The sequence below is a fragment of the Nostoc foliaceum FACHB-393 genome, from assembly GCF_014698505.1.
Taxonomy (GTDB): Bacteria; Cyanobacteriota; Cyanobacteriia; order Cyanobacteriales; family Nostocaceae; genus Nostoc; species Nostoc foliaceum_A.
Genome location: NZ_JACJTD010000005.1, coordinates 14,813 through 29,806, shown reverse-complemented (window position 1 = coordinate 29,806; position 14,994 = coordinate 14,813). Strand labels below are relative to the sequence as shown.

Genomic DNA, 14,994 nt, shown 5'->3' with positions numbered 1-14,994 from the left:
CACCCAGATGCGGTACAACATTACATCACGAGCTGTAGGGGCACGGCACTGCCGTGCCCCTACGGGTATAGCTCACGTAAACGAGAACCCCTATAAATTATTTGTAAGTAAGGCTTTTGAGACTTTACGGCTAAAAAACCCCCACAATAAGCGTTTGTGGGGGAGGCTTGAACAGTTTAGTAAGTAATTATTCTAATGTTATCTGCTGTATTGTTGATATATGCTACAGGCTGATTCTGGCTTATCTCTGTAGCTAGATACAGAATGGTTGCTTATAATCAGCAATCCCTTCAAGCGATCGCTTACAGTCACAGACGTTATTTAGCTTTCCTATACATCGAAGCAGCCATTTTTGTAACTAGCAACTTCGGTTATCTATATCTGTCTTATGTAATGAGTCCTATCCCTACCCTAAGTAGGGTTATCTATCTGCATTTGTTAGTTAAGTTGTATGAAGTACTAAAAGCAAATTTTCTTAGCAAGTAACTAAGGAAATCACAATAGCCTTAACTTAGTTGGAGTTTTTTATGACTTACACAGTTGATGAAGCAACAAGACCAGCTTTAGAAACTTTTCAACGCTTTGATGTAGATACTCAGCTAGCCTTACTTTGGTTTGGTTATTTGGATCTTAAAGAGCAGCTAAACCCGGCACCTCCTCAAAGTGTTGAAACTCCTGCTAAAGCAGTGTTTGACCAAATCCTAGATTTGTCTAAAGAAGAGCAACTGCAAGCACAGCGCGACATTATTAATGGTGCAGCTAACAATATTAGCCAAACCTATAATAGTCTAAGTCCTAATGCCAAATTAGAGGTTTGGCTGCTGCTAGCACAAGGCATGGACAATGGAACCATCATCCAAGTACCTTCCGACTATCAACTACCTGCTGAAACGGATGAATTTGTCGCATTGATCAAAAAGCTAGAGTTTGAACAGCGGGTTAATTTTATGTTGAGTGCGGTACAAGCGATGGGTTAGCTAAGTTTAATAACTCTCAATATTCTCTAGAATTTGAGATAACTGAAAGTAGCAAATTACAGCTATTTTCAGGTAAATAAATCAGGCTGTAGGGGCACAGTATTGTTATGCCCCTACGATAGATTTGGTTGAAATAAATTGGAAAAATGAGACTTGATTCAGATTTTTTCCAATCGCACGATCGCATTATAATCAGGGACACCTTCAAGCGATCGCTTACTTTTATCTAGTAGCACATTCCCTTCTGGCCAATGTACTTGCAAGTTACCTGACTGAATTGGCGCAATGTAGACTTGACAGAACAACTCGCCTAAATCATTCTTAAGAATGACGCGATCGCGATCTTTTAAACCCAACTCTGCCGCATCAGCAGCATTCATCAGCACCGCCTCTCGTATTGCCCCAGTAATTGCATCCTTGCGTTCTTGCACCATACTATTAAATTGTTTGCCTCGGCGCGTTGCTAATAAAAAATAGCCCTCTGGTAATTCTCTTTGTGGTGGCAATAATACGCCAAAATGTGCTTTACCATCTGCTGTAGGGAAATTCCAACCAAAGCACAAATGTGATCCACCATATTGAAACTGGTCACCAGCCTGCTGTAAATGTTGAATACCAGCGTATTGGGGGACGACTTGAGCAATTTCTTGACGGATAGCAGCTGTGTCAGCAAAAGCCAGCTTATCTGCCAAATCTGGCTTTACCTGCCTTGCCAATTCTAAAAACACTTCCCACTCTGGACGCGTTTCTCCAATGCGCGGCCCTGGAATTTCTGGGCTGAAAATTACCCGGCGTTCAGTGTTAGTTTCTGTTACTCCCCCTGGTATTTCATAGCGAGTCGTCGCAGGTAAAAGCACCACAGTATCAGCAGGTTCCACCAACATTTGACTGGAGAGAACAATATCCATATGTACCCGCAGCGGTATTTTCTTCAGCGCCGCTTCCACATAATCTGGTTCTGGCAGCACTTCTAAAAAATTCCCGCCCACGGAAAACAACACATCTAATTGCTTCTGATGTGCAGCGTTAATCATTTCTGGAGCAATTAAACCTTTACTTGCTGGCACTTCAAAGCCCCAATGCTGACTCAATTGGGCAGCATTTTCTGGGGTAATGGGTTTAACACCAGGAAATACTGTGGCGTAACATCCCATCTCTGCGCCACCCTGCACCCCAGAATGGCCGCGAATTGGCATTAAACCGCAGCCTTCCCGACCGACAAAACCTTTGGTAAGAGCTAAGTTGATAATACTTCGCACATTATCTTCACCGCATTCATGCTGAGTAATGCCCATACTCCAAACAAATACGGCTGTATTAGCTTCTTTGACCATTTTGGCAAAGGCGTACATTTCATCGCGGGATGTACCAGAAAGCCGCTCTAATTCTTCCCAAGATTGACTTTCTAATGATGCTTTGAGTTCGGCAAAACCAACTGTATGTAAATTTATAAATGACTGGTCTACCCAGTTGTTAGCAATTATATGTTTAATTGTGCCATTCAAAAATGCTATATCCCCGCCCATGTTGATTAAGAAGAAGTCTTCGGCAAACTTTGTACCGAAAACGGCACTTTCTACAATTGAGGGCACCCAGTAGCGCTCCATTCCTGGTTCACGGTAAGTATTAATAACTACAATCTTAGTGCCAGCTTTCTTGGCATAATGGAGATACTTAACGGTAACAGGCTGATTGTTAGCAACGTTGGAACCAATGAAGATTAATAAATCAGTTCCAATCCAGTCTTTATAAGAACAGGTAGTAGCCCCTGCACCCAGAGCAGCTTTCAGTCCTGCTGTACTGGGAGAATGGCAAATGCGGGCCGCGTTATCAATATTATTGCTTCCCATTGCTCGCACAGCTTTTTGGGTGGCATAATAAGTTTCGTTGACAGTACCGCGACTGGTAACATAAAAACTGAGGCGGTCTGGTGTGGTAGTGCGGATGCGATCGCTAATTACCCCTAAAGCATCATCCCAGCTAACACGACGAAAACCTTTTTCCCCTCGTTGACGAATCATCGGGTAAGGAAGCCGTCCCAAGTCTCGTAATTGGGCACTTTTTTGCTTTTGCAATTGCGAAACATCTTCTAGTAGTACAGGGTCAAAAGCTGGCATCGTATTCATCCGCAACAGCCGCAACCGGACATTGCAGAGATGAATGCCATCTAAAGTCCAATCTTTCATCCCTGTTGTTCCGAGAGCGCAACCATCGCAGACACCTTTATCGAGAATATTCCACGCATACGGTAGTTTGTCACGAGACAGCCAAATAGCCCGAAAGACTTCCCAGTAGTTGTTGGGGTACTGTTCGCCAATCCCGAAAGGCTTCCAACTTGCCCAGTTTGAGGGTGTCCAGTGCTTTTTGGGTTTAGGTAACATGATGCAGTGTGTGAGTTGCTGGATTATTTAAGGCTACCGTTTTGAATCGCGATTGAGTAGCAGGTGGTTAAAAATCTAGACATAGGAGATGAAAACTGAGAAGATTAACTTCTTGTGTCTTAACTACAGCTTCAGCATTGATAACTACTGTTTCAGCCGTAGTAACAACAACTTAAGCGTTACTTATCAAACTAGGAACGTTATTAACTACAGCTTCAGCATTGATAACTACTGTTTCAGCCGCAGTAACAACAACTTAAGCGTTACTTATCAAACTAGAAACATTATTAACTACAGCTTCAGGCGCAGTAACAACAACTTAAGCGTTACTTATCAAACTAGAAACATTACTAACTACAGCTTCTTCTGTAGTTAATAAAGAAGAAGCTGTAGTTAATACAGAAGGAGTTGTAATAACTACAGCTTTAATTTTTTGAGTTACACTGATGAACCAAATTATAATGATGCTCAGTTTGTAGTAGAGACTGAAGTCTCCAAATCTAAGACTAAATTCCTGACTGCGATCGCCACTCTCGTTTACGTGAGGTAGACTCGTAGGGGCACGGCAGTGCCGTGCCCCTACAGCTCGTGATGTAATGTTGTACCGCATCTGAATGGGAACCGCAGTCAGGGTTGCAACAGTGCTTGGATGGCGATAAATGGTCTCTTAAAGTAGTAGTTCAAATAAAAATCCCTGCCACAGAGGACAGGGATAGCAATTTTTAGCTAAAGCTTGTCTGCTAACTGCTAACAAAATCTTTATGAGCAGCGACAAGCATCTGAGCTTGCCTTAAAACATTTCCGAATAAATAAAAAGGAATCTGCCAAGCTGCAACAGTAACTTCTTTGACTATATCCTGTACACTAATTGCGATTAATTCATGCTCTGGCGGCTCTCCTTCAACTGTACCAGACCAAGTAAAAGCTAATAAGAAATCATCGTCTCCAGGCAAGGATGCAATCAAACATTCTTCTGGGGTTGGCTGGCAAATAATTCCATGATCGTTTGCAAGTTCTACTAGTCTTTGAAAGTTGTTTACGTTGGTCATTTGTCCTTCGGATGTAATTAAATCTCAGTTTTAGAAAAAATCATATTTTTATCTCCATAACTCAACTAAATTGCTCCATACCATAAATTACGAATTATTAATTATTCGGTCAGAGTTAGGAGTTATTGGAGTTTGATCAGGCTTAAGTCCAAAATCTTACCGCGATCGCCAGCTTGTATCAGCAACAATTGCTACTATTTTAAAAAAAGCTGAACTACCTACTTTTTCGGTTGACTCTATTTACATACACCTCCCTTTGTTAGCATTTCAACATTGATGCCTTAATCTCACCCAGGCTGACGGAGTGCATTGAGAATTGCGATCGCTTTTGGGGGAACAGCTGTAAACCGAAGCAGAAAAAGATGCTCGTCAACATGAGATTGTTGGATCACCTTGACATAGATATATTCTTCTTCTGTATCTAGTTTTGGTTCAATCAATAACTTGAGTTTGAGATTACTCAACAGTTCTAGAGAATGTGGCGATTGTAATTGCGCCTTTTTTTCTGAGAGGCTAATCAATGCTCCCAAAAATACTGTTCCCACTGCATGTTTTCCCTGCAAAATGGTGTATTCCACAGGGACTTCTTGATTGAGAATGATCATTTCTTGATCATCATCAGGCAAGAATAAATTATATTGACCGCCAATGCCACGAATTTCACAAATTGTCACAGGGTGTTTTATTCCCTTAGGTTCTATTTGTAGTTGTCCAGCAATTTGTAGGTCAATATTGGCATCCTTACAGGTATTTTCAGAAATTAAAATCTGTCCTCCCACGGTATAAGACTCAATTCGGGCAGCTAAATTAACATGACTGCCAATAACTGTATATTGAGCGCGTTTTTGAGAACCAACATTTCCCGCCACGGCCTCGCCTGTATTAATTCCAATTCCCATTTCGAGAATTGGGAAATTCATTTGCTGATTTTGTTCGTTCACTTGCTGCATTGCCAATTGCATCGCAATAGCACAAGCGATCGCTCGTTGAGAATCATCTTTGCGACTAATTGGCGCACCAAATATCACAAAAATACCATCACCCATAAACTCATTAATTGTGCCTTTATACTGGTTAATCACATCTGTCATTGTTCCCAGATAAAGATTCAAAATCTTTACTACTTCTTCGGGGGGCAATTGTTCAGAAATAGCTGAGAATCCTCGTAAATCAGACACGAGAACCGTAACTTTTCTTCGTTCTCCCCCTAGCTTTAACCCAGAAGGAGTTTCCAGGATATTAGCGACAATTTCATCAGTTAGATAGCGGCCGAGGGTTTTTCGCATCTCAGTAGCGCTTTGAGCAATATACTGAGTGAGTGCGATCGCAGAACCTGCAAATGCCAGCATTGAAGGGACAACGGGAATCCACCAACCAGCCAAAAACGCCAAAAAACTGCCACCAAGTAAACCGCTACCTGCCAACAAAACACTAACAGCCATGAGCATTTTTTGGTTGCTACTGTGGCGTTGCAGCCAACACAAGCTAGCGCCAATAATTGACCAAATCAAAATTGATAGCCATTCTAGCGACTCAGGTAAACACTTAATCAGTGGACGACCATCCATTGCCGCACTTAAAATTTGACTAATTAAATTAGCATGAATTGTTACACCCGCCATCCGTTCTGGTTCAGCCAATACATTACTGCTGTAAGGCGTATAGAATAGATCCTTCAAACTCTCAGCGGTAGCACCAATTAATACTATTTTGTCTCGCATTAAGTCTCGTGGAATGGGATTTTCTTGCACTTCGCTAAGAGAAATTTTAGTAAACTGCTGTATCCGTCCTCGATAGTTCAACAGCACTTGGTAACTCCCCGCATCTGCTCGGATATAACCGCCATCATTAGCCTCAAAAATCGGGAAAACACCCCGATCTAATTGCAAGTAATTAGAGTTAGCTGCTGATGGCTTTGGGGTAATACCTTCAGGTTTCAAGTACAACAATGCCAGCTTTAACCCAAAGCTTTCGAGAATCTCGTCATTATTTAAATTTACGTACAACAATCCTCGCCGAATTTTGCCATCTCCATCTATGGGTATGTCATTCGACCCAACTTGATGAAGTTGCTTCAGTTCTGGAGATGAATCAACCGCCGAACTATCAATAGTATCAGAGACTTTTTGGACTCCAATTAAATTGGGAGTAGACTTAAAGACCTTAAGTAAGTCTTGATGACCGGGATTGACAGGTAAATCACGATAAATATCTAAACCGATTGCTCTGGGTTGCTGCTGTTTGATTTTTTCTAACAAACTGGCAAGATTTCCGTCAGACATAGGCCACTGACCTTGTTTGCGGATATCTGCTTCATTAATTTCAACTATGACGATGCGGGTATCAGCCGACTCTCGTGGACGGAGGAGAAAAAATTGATCCAGTGCTGCCAATTCCAACAATTGCAGTAATCCAGTCAAACGTAGTGCAATCACCAGGGCTGTAATATTCGGAACAGCAAGTAAAACACCCCGCCATTGCCAGATTTGCGGTTTCAGCTTTGCCCACATAATATTTAATGTTGAGTAGAGACGCGATTAATCGCGTCTGTACAAGAGTTAGGAGTTAGGAGTGGGGAAGAGGCAGGGGAGCAGGGAGCAGGGAGCAAGGGAGAATTTTCCCCTCTGCCTCTTTTCAATGCCCTTGTTCAATTTGGTGGTGAATTCTTAGATGTGCAACAATCGATCAATGGTTCTGAAGCGATCGCACTCAAACCTACTGACTTGAAAAATTGTCTCCAATCCAGCCTTGCTTTTAAATTATTCGGCTCAGTCCGGCGCAGTTGTGCCAAACTAGTCAGCGCCTCATGCCAAATCCCAGCTTCTGCATAGATGCTGGGAAACTTGTACAAATTTGCCTTTGCTAACGCCTCCGACAAGGGTGCTCCTGGTTGAGTGCGTTCCACCCAACCATCTACAGTGGGATTTTCGCTGGAGTCTTGAGCATCACAAACAATTGTTAGATACCAGTGATAAGTTTTACCTACAGCAAGTGCAGGGGCACTGTCAGGAAGTTTGAAGCTCACAATTCCTGGTTTATTCGGTAGTGTAAAAGATGTTTCATAAAATACGTTCTGGTCTTCAGCTAAAAGCAGAAACTTGGCTGTTTTAACTTTAGATGGAGGTACATACCAGAAAAATGTTGGACGTTGAGCAAATGTCAGCCCTAATTTATCTGGAGGTATTAAGGGAGTTACTAGTTTTTTCCCTGTTATGCAAGAGCCACCACGGGTAGAACCACCAGCACTTGCGGGAGGTTTTCCCCGCTGTGGCGGCTTAAATGTCTGACTAATTTGCCAAGTTTTATTGGAATGATCCGACTGAGCCTGTACCTGTGCTGTGAGAGCAGAAAGCAAACACAAAGGTAAGGAAAAGGCAACAAAATATAGAGATGGTTTAATCCATTTCATATTGAAAATACCTAGGTTCTAGATTAGTCAGGGGAATAAATCAAGTATTCCCAAAAGCAAAGTCAGATTTTTCACTCAACTACGAATTACGAATTACGAATTACGAATTTGGTTACAATATGGCAATATATAAAGTTGTAGCTAACCGCCTACGTAGAGGTTTAACGTGGATACCATTGCAATTCCTGCTCTAAATCGGCCAGTGGATGCCACGGTAGAAATTCCCGGTTCTAAAAGTCTTACCAATCGGGCGTTGCTTGTTGCTGCTTTGGCACAAGGTGACTCAATTTTAGAAAATGCCTTATTTAGTGAAGACAGCGAGTATTTTGCCAAATGCGTAGAGCAATTGGGCATTCCTATTACACTGAATCCTGATCTGGCAAAGATCCAAGTGGCGGGAAGAGGAGGCGACATTCCAGCTAAACAGGCAGATTTATTTGTGGGTTTGGCAGGTACAGCAGCACGGTTTATCTCGGCGTTGGTGGCACTGGGGAACGGCGAATATCGCCTAGATGGCGTTCCCAGAATGCGAGAACGGCCGATGGGCGACTTGTTGACGGTGCTGCAAACGGGTGGAGCAACCATAAACTTTGAGGGAAACTCTGGGTTTATGCCCTACACCGTCTATAGTCAGGGATTCGCTGGCGGAAATTTTCGGTTGAAAGCCAACCAAACAAGTCAGCAACTTTCGGCATTGCTGATGATTGCGCCTTATGCTCAACAAGATACGATCATCGAGGTTGAGGGGACATTAGTTTCTCAATCTTACGTTAAGATGACCTGTCGTCTAATGGCAGATTTTGGCGTTGAGGTGATTCAAATCGGCGATAATCAATTTCAGATCAAAGCCGGTCAACGTTACCAAGCTCGACATTACACAGTAGAACCTGATGCGTCAAATGCTTCTTACTTTTTTGCCGCCGCCGCCGTCACGGGTGGACGGGTGCGCGTCAAACATTTGACCAAACAATCTTGTCAAGGAGATATTCTGTGGCTGAATGTCTTAGAACAGATGGGTTGCCAAATTAAGGATTCGGATGATTACACCGAAGTGACGGGGCCAAAGCAATTGCAAGGCATCGACATTGATATGAATGATATATCGGATTTAGTGCAAACATTAGGAGCGATCGCGCCTTTTGCCAGTTCACCGATTACCATTCGGAATGTGGAACATATTCGATATAAAGAAACCGATCGGATTAAAGCTGTAGTCACAGAGTTGCGTCGCCTAGGAGTCAAGGTTGAAGAATTCGCAGATAGACTGAAAATTGAGCCTGGCCCCATTACTCCGGCGGCGATTGAAACCTATCACGATCATCGAATGGCGATGGCTTTTGCTGTCACGGGCTTGAAGGTTCCAGGAATTGTGATTAAAGATCCTGGCTGTACAGCGAAAACCTTTCCAGATTACTTCACCCGATTCTTCCAAATGTTAGAACAATAAGAGGCTAGAACAGCAAAATTTACTGATTGCTAGAAAACAGAAGTAACTTCAAAGCCAATAAAAGATTGTTTTTCATTCTTTTATTGCTGAAGAACTGCTTCTCTTGCTCCCTTGCTCGTCCTTCTATAGTTAACTTTTACATCAGTCCTATCTCTCCATCATCTTTTTTGGCGAAGTCTTGGAGAGCAGTTAGCTTTTGGAATTGCTATAGTATAGGCTTTCATAAGTCCGTAATGCATAAAATTACGAAAGACTTTGCATTTCTCTGCGTTTTTAAACGCTACGATTCACCCCAAAACTGTATTTAGTTCAATTCTCTAGGTAACAAAGATTTATGAATGTTAGTACTGATCAAACACTGATTCACCAGAAAATATATGCAAAAGAACTACGTTCCCTGATTCCACCCGAAGCATTTATCCCAGATCCAAGCAAGTTAATTATCTTGTTCATTAATCTGACAATTTTAATATTAGGCTGGATGATAGCGGCTCGGTTAGATTGTTGGTCGCCATCTCTTTTATGGCTTTATCTACCTCTAAGCATCATTATGGGTAATAGCGTGGTTGTCTTACTATTTAGCTCCCACGATCTGATGCATGGTAGCGTGATTAAAAACGCCCGGTTAACCTATATCATTAGCTTTCTAGGGCTAACAATGTTGTGGATGCCACCAACATTGTGGAAAGCAGTTCATAACCGAGTACATCATAATCACACTAATGATTTGAGCGACCCGGATCGTAATTACTTATACGAACAGTCTTCAACCTGGGGAAAATGGATTCAGGACTTATTTGTGCCTTCTAGTGAAGTCAATCCTATTTGGTTCACAGTCGGATTGACTTCAGCTTGGGGAGTACATACTTTTCGCAATCTCACATCTGTGCTATTTTTTAATAGTGAATCCGTCGATTATGTTCCTGCTGCATTTACAGTTAGTCCTAAAGATCGTCGTGCGATCGCAGGGGAATTATTAATGATGATCGTCATTCATTTAAGCATCCTAATCTATCTCCAATTTGAACCCCTTAAACTCATACTTGGTTACTTTTTACCTATTGGAATTGGCTATGGTGGGATAATTTTTTACATTTATACCAATCATTTGCTTTGTAGAATGACCAGCGTTAATGATCCACTTATTAATAGTATGTCTCTCCGGGTTTATAAATTCTTTGACCTGTTGCATTTAAATTTCTCTCACCATACTGAACATCATATTTTTCCAGGAATGAACTCTGACTATTACTTCGTAGTTAGAGATTTATTGGAAACTCACTATTCTGAACAGTTTAATTTATTGGATGCTAGCGAGGCTTGGAACTTGCTGCTGCAAACACCCCGGCATTATAAAGATGAAAATACTCTTACAGATTGGTCGGGTAAAAAATCTGTTCCCTGTTCTACAAGTGAAAATTCAAAGGGTTAAAGCAGAATGTCAGCAGTAGTGGCAGCTTACTCCTAAAACCATTGTGCATCTAGTGATATCATGTCCGCTTAATTAGTTATTATTCAGGGCATCTATGCAAAAATCTTAAAACTCTCTTTCCCCCTGCTCCCTGCGGTCTTAATGATAAGTCTTTTACCGGACATGATATTACACCTAAAACTTTAGTTGAATTATCTACTCCTGACGCTGATTTTCAACAATTTGCTCCCTTTTATCCAGTGGTGTGCCAGAATTTTCGCTCATTTGGAAATAATTTGAGTGTCAACGTACCACATACCCAACTGAATAACCGATTAAGCTGCTGTTGGATCGTCATTAACTTTAACAATCAACTTGCCAAAATTATCACCTCGAAGTAAACCGATGAATGCACCAGGAGCGTTCTCTAAACCAACAACTACGTCTTCTTTATACTTGAGTTGACCAGACTGCAACCATCCAGTAATATCATGCAAAAAATCATTAAACCGATGTTGGTAATCGCTAACTAAGAAACCTTTGATTAAAGCCCGTTTGATTAGTAGTGGCATTAAATTAGGCCCTGGTGGAGTAGATGTGGCGTTATATTCTGAAATCAAACCTACTAGTGGAATTCTTGCCCCAAGGTTTATCTGCGGCAAGACAGTTTCTAAAATCACACCTGCTGTATTGTCATAGTAAACATCAATGCCATTCGGGGCAGCTTCTTTGAGCGCTGAATCAAGTTCTTGAGTTTTGCGGTTAATGCCAACATCAAAACCTAATTCCTTAACTATATAATCCCGCTTATCGTCACTCCCGACAATTCCCACTACTCGCGCACCTTTAATTTTGGCAATTTGACCTACTACTGCACCGACAGCACCAGAAGCAGCTGAAACCACAACAGTTTCACCTTCTTTAGGTTGACCGATATCAAGCAGAGCAGCATAAGCAGTCAAGCCAGGCATACCTAGTACACCTAAACTATAGGATAAAGGTGCTTGAGTAGGATCAAGTTTACGCAGTGTCTCACCCTTAGATACAGCATAAGTTTGCCAACCGTTACTATTAAGAACAAAATCTCCTACTTGAAATTGAGGATGATTTGATTTAATTACTTGGCTAACTGTACCACCGACAATAACTGAACCTAATTCTACCGGTGCAGCATAAGACTGGCCTCCACTAATGCGACCACGCATATAAGGGTCGAGAGATAGATAAATGGTACGGCTAAGAATTTCGCCTTCACCTGGTTCGGGAGTTGGTGTTTCTACTAGAGCAAAATCACTCTCTTTTGGTTCGCCCACTGGACGACTTTTGAGGATGATTTGTTTGTTAATTAAATCGGACATAAGTTATTTTCCTCTCATGTTTTAGGCGATTTTTTTCATCAATATCCTTATCACCAAGGGTTTGCTAAAACTACGTGCGTTTGCCCTAATTTCTAGGCGGCTTAGAGTTCTCTTTTGGTGTATTATCTGTAGGCCCTCCCCCCAAATTAGACACCCAATCGTTTGCTTCTAACCCGAAGTGTCCTGTCTCAAACCACTTAGACTTGAGCAGCGACCACCAATCATTTGTCAATCCTTCCAATACATAGTCATAAGGAAGCCAACCATAGCCCCCTTCACCCCAATGGGTTCCCCAACAGTTTCTGATTAGCAATGCTCCTTGTGAGCATCTACTACCATCAGCGTTCTCTATTACTTTATGGTCGTCGTAGCCAACTGCAACAACAGCATGACCTCCTTTTACCTTATCGTTTTTAACTGGGTATGGAATATACCCACTTGGGTTTAAATCCTCGATGGAATAATACATAGTAAACCCAAAGGCGCAGGGAAAACCAGCGGCTAAAGCTGTTTTAATTCGGAATAACAGTATATTTCCTGTAGTACCTAAGGGATTTAGACGGAAGTATTTCAGCGCTTGATAACTTTGACCAAAAGAGTAGCAAAAAGGGGTTGGTTCATCTTTAAACCTGTCTTCTTGATAGGGCCAATACTCTTCTGGAGGCACGCCAAATAATGCCATTGCCCGCATGGTTTCCCGAAGAGATGCTCCTGCATCGTCGTGACGATGCATGAGATTGAGTGTTGCTTTGTAAAGAAAGAGCCGAGAAGCATCGACATATCTATCAAAACTTCTTTTCTCAAAGTACTCCATTAAAGCAACACCGGCATGTGCCGTACATGAATCCAATGAGCCTTGGTCTTCAATTGGGGAACACCAGAAGGTTAAATCTACAAATTCTGGCATTAATAAATATACAGTTACATTCTTGCTATTTTCTTGTTTTTGTTTTTGTTTTACACATTTTTGTAAATGTCCTTCTAACGGAAGTTGTAAATCACTTTGAAACTCTAGACTTTTCTCCAAATGCTTTGGATAATCTTGACGTTCGGGTAATATTTGGATGACTGTTCTCAGATTATTCGGTTGAGTTTTTGAATTATTTTCTCCCTGAACTTGAGGATTATAATTCAGACTAATTTTTAAATTCTTGATAGTTACTTCTAAATCTTTGATAGATTTAAATATATCATCTATCTTTTTTAAAGATGTAGCTAATTTCTTTTTTCTATCTTTATCTAGGCAAACTTGATCAGTAATTTTCTTATCAATATTACTCAGGGATTGTTTGAAATTTAAAATTGCTGAAATAGCTATATATAAAGACACTGGATTTAAATCCCAGTCTTTAAATAAGTTTTTTTCCTGTTCTGCTTGAGAAAAAATACTAGATTTTTCCCACAACTTTTGCTGAGAATATTTATTGTTTTTAGCATTAATCCCTGATTTATTATTCCCTTGTTGATTATTTTCTTGACGGATATAGTTAACGTATTCAGATTTATCGAACCATTGATCTAGCTTATCTAATACGTCTCTTACAGCTTTTTCAAGATTTCTATGTTTAGCTAAAGGAGAAATTAGTTGAGCAACCAATTTAACTATCATGTCAATTGCTCGTTTCAACGCATCTCGGTGTTTGGCGAGATCAGAATTAATACTATCCGTAGCTTTTGGAATTATTTTTTCATTAACAAAATGTTCAGGTTTCAATTCAGAAATTTCAAAAACCCTTAAGATTATTTCATAAAGGGTTATGGGTATTGTTGAGGATGCAGGTAAAACTTCCCGTTGCTGTTGTTTTTTGAGCGCAACTAAGTCACTTAATACTTGTAAGGTTTTTGTACAATCAACATCATCCCTTTCTATTTCTATTTCATATCTAGCTTGAAATGATTTTATAGCTGTATCTGTCTGCCGACTAGAATACCCTGTTACTTGTCCATCAAATTCTCCTAACTCACATAAAAGCTGCTGTACTTTTTTAAGTTTATCATCACCAGAATATTGTTTTGCTTGTGCATCATATAGATCATCTAGGATTCTCTTTGTCTTTTCGTCAACTATCCCATCAACACGAGCAACCTTTGAAGGATGATATTGTCTTTGAAATTCTTGAACTGCATCCTCTGTTAGATAGTCAAAGAATCCTTTTATTGCCCCGTTATTTTCTCCTAAATTTTTGAGATAGCCTAGTTTATTCAGTTTTATTTGAATGTCTTTAATTTCTGGATCAAACATTCCAAATTTTTTAATTGTTTTTTCCGTGCTTTTAGCTTTAGAAGTTTCTTCTGTTTTTTGAAGTTTTAAGATTTCTAAAACTCGGTCTAAAGTATAGAGTGTTACTTGATCTACAACACTATCAACCTTGTCATCAGTGTTAGCCCTATCAATACTGTCATCTGAGACAATTGAGAGACCAAAAATACTCTTGAATAGTTTTACTGCCTCCTTTGTAATTTCACCAAAATAACCATATTCCAGATAATCTGATTTTGAAAAATCATCTACAAATTTCCTAATTTTTTGTCCCTCAGTTCCAAAAATATGCTCATATTCGCTAAATTCCAGCAACTTCTGTTGAAGATTATAGACTTCCTGCCCTGCACAACCATGAGCTAAAAATATCTGTTCTTTAAGAGCTTTAGCATTGACTAATTTGAAACCTTTATTTATCTTTTGCTGAAAATTGTTGAACTTTGAGGCGAGTGTCTCTTCGAGAGTTGGATTTAGTCCATTTTTTATTAATTTTAATAACTCAAACAATTCTTCTATACTGTTTTGGGAATCATTATCATTATTTATCTGTATATCTTGGACTGTGATCATTAACTTCTGATTGATTTCGTCCATACGATAGTCTCTAAAATCGGGGTAGTCTGGTATCCAACCTGTTGATTTTTTATACATGGTGATGTCCTCTCAGATTTATGCTGTTATGTTTATCTATGGTTTTGGTTT

At 40.4% G+C, this 14,994-nt stretch carries 10 protein-coding genes; 3 read left to right on the top strand and 7 right to left on the bottom strand.

The window, feature by feature from the left end:
* Window positions 1–527: 527 nt before the first annotated feature.
* On the top strand, window positions 528–977 hold the full coding sequence (locus tag H6G92_RS06630; RefSeq protein WP_190892053.1) for an orange carotenoid protein N-terminal domain-containing protein: 450 nt from the start codon (window positions 528–530) through the stop codon (window positions 975–977).
* A 158-nt stretch (window positions 978–1,135) separates the two neighbouring features.
* Here H6G92_RS06630 and H6G92_RS06625 read toward each other — a convergent pair whose 3' ends face one another.
* From H6G92_RS06625 to H6G92_RS06605, 5 genes are all read right to left on the bottom strand, one after another.
* Window positions 1,136–3,358 (bottom strand): FdhF/YdeP family oxidoreductase, encoded by a 2,223-nt coding sequence (locus tag H6G92_RS06625; RefSeq protein WP_190892050.1) that lies wholly within the window; start codon window positions 3,356–3,358, stop codon window positions 1,136–1,138.
* 319 nt (window positions 3,359–3,677) lie between these two features.
* Window positions 3,678–3,968: a hypothetical protein gene (locus tag H6G92_RS06620; RefSeq protein WP_190892048.1), complete on the bottom strand. Its 291-nt coding sequence runs from the start codon at window positions 3,966–3,968 to the stop codon at window positions 3,678–3,680.
* A 130-nt stretch (window positions 3,969–4,098) separates the two neighbouring features.
* A complete protein-coding gene (locus tag H6G92_RS06615; RefSeq protein WP_190892046.1) occupies window positions 4,099–4,407 on the bottom strand; it encodes a hypothetical protein in 309 nt (102 codons plus the stop codon).
* 287 nt (window positions 4,408–4,694) lie between these two features.
* A complete protein-coding gene (locus H6G92_RS06610) occupies window positions 4,695–6,917 on the bottom strand; it encodes a CHASE2 domain-containing protein (protein WP_190892043.1) in 2,223 nt (740 codons plus the stop codon).
* A 137-nt stretch (window positions 6,918–7,054) separates the two neighbouring features.
* Complete coding sequence (locus tag H6G92_RS06605; protein ID WP_190892041.1) at window positions 7,055–7,816, bottom strand: DUF928 domain-containing protein; 762 nt, start codon at window positions 7,814–7,816, stop codon at window positions 7,055–7,057.
* 166 nt (window positions 7,817–7,982) lie between these two features.
* On the opposite strand from H6G92_RS06605, the gene aroA reads away from it, so the two are divergent.
* Both aroA and H6G92_RS06595 read left to right on the top strand, forming a co-directional pair.
* Window positions 7,983–9,263: a 3-phosphoshikimate 1-carboxyvinyltransferase gene (gene aroA, locus H6G92_RS06600; RefSeq protein ID WP_190892039.1), complete on the top strand. Its 1,281-nt coding sequence runs from the start codon at window positions 7,983–7,985 to the stop codon at window positions 9,261–9,263.
* A 334-nt stretch (window positions 9,264–9,597) separates the two neighbouring features.
* The gene (locus H6G92_RS06595; protein WP_190892037.1) at window positions 9,598–10,695 is read left to right on the top strand and encodes a fatty acid desaturase family protein; all 1,098 of its coding nucleotides are present in this window, start codon (window positions 9,598–9,600) and stop codon (window positions 10,693–10,695) included.
* A gap of 314 nt (window positions 10,696–11,009) precedes the next feature.
* Here H6G92_RS06595 and H6G92_RS06590 read toward each other — a convergent pair whose 3' ends face one another.
* Window positions 11,010–12,032 carry an NADP-dependent oxidoreductase gene (locus tag H6G92_RS06590; RefSeq protein WP_190892035.1) on the bottom strand — a complete coding sequence of 341 codons (1,023 nt, stop codon included), beginning with the start codon at window positions 12,030–12,032 and terminating at the stop codon, window positions 11,010–11,012.
* A gap of 85 nt (window positions 12,033–12,117) precedes the next feature.
* Window positions 12,118–14,943: a peptidoglycan-binding protein gene (locus tag H6G92_RS06585; protein WP_190892033.1), complete on the bottom strand. Its 2,826-nt coding sequence runs from the start codon at window positions 14,941–14,943 to the stop codon at window positions 12,118–12,120.
* Window positions 14,944–14,994 lie beyond the last annotated feature (51 nt).

What these genes read in the sequence shown, in the direction of transcription:
- H6G92_RS06630 (WP_190892053.1), top strand. Translation starts at nt 528, where the DNA reads ATGACTTACACAGTTGATGAAGCAACAAGACCAGCTTTAGAAACTTTT.
- H6G92_RS06625 (WP_190892050.1), bottom strand. Translation starts at nt 3,358, where the DNA reads ATGTTACCTAAACCCAAAAAGCACTGGACACCCTCAAACTGGGCAAGT.
- H6G92_RS06620 (WP_190892048.1), bottom strand. Translation starts at nt 3,968, where the DNA reads ATGCGGTACAACATTACATCACGAGCTGTAGGGGCACGGCACTGCCGT.
- H6G92_RS06615 (WP_190892046.1), bottom strand. Translation starts at nt 4,407, where the DNA reads ATGACCAACGTAAACAACTTTCAAAGACTAGTAGAACTTGCAAACGAT.
- H6G92_RS06610 (WP_190892043.1), bottom strand. Translation starts at nt 6,917, where the DNA reads ATGTGGGCAAAGCTGAAACCGCAAATCTGGCAATGGCGGGGTGTTTTA.
- H6G92_RS06605 (WP_190892041.1), bottom strand. Translation starts at nt 7,816, where the DNA reads ATGAAATGGATTAAACCATCTCTATATTTTGTTGCCTTTTCCTTACCT.
- H6G92_RS06595 (WP_190892037.1), top strand. Translation starts at nt 9,598, where the DNA reads ATGAATGTTAGTACTGATCAAACACTGATTCACCAGAAAATATATGCA.
- H6G92_RS06590 (WP_190892035.1), bottom strand. Translation starts at nt 12,032, where the DNA reads ATGTCCGATTTAATTAACAAACAAATCATCCTCAAAAGTCGTCCAGTG.
- H6G92_RS06585 (WP_190892033.1), bottom strand. Translation starts at nt 14,943, where the DNA reads ATGTATAAAAAATCAACAGGTTGGATACCAGACTACCCCGATTTTAGA.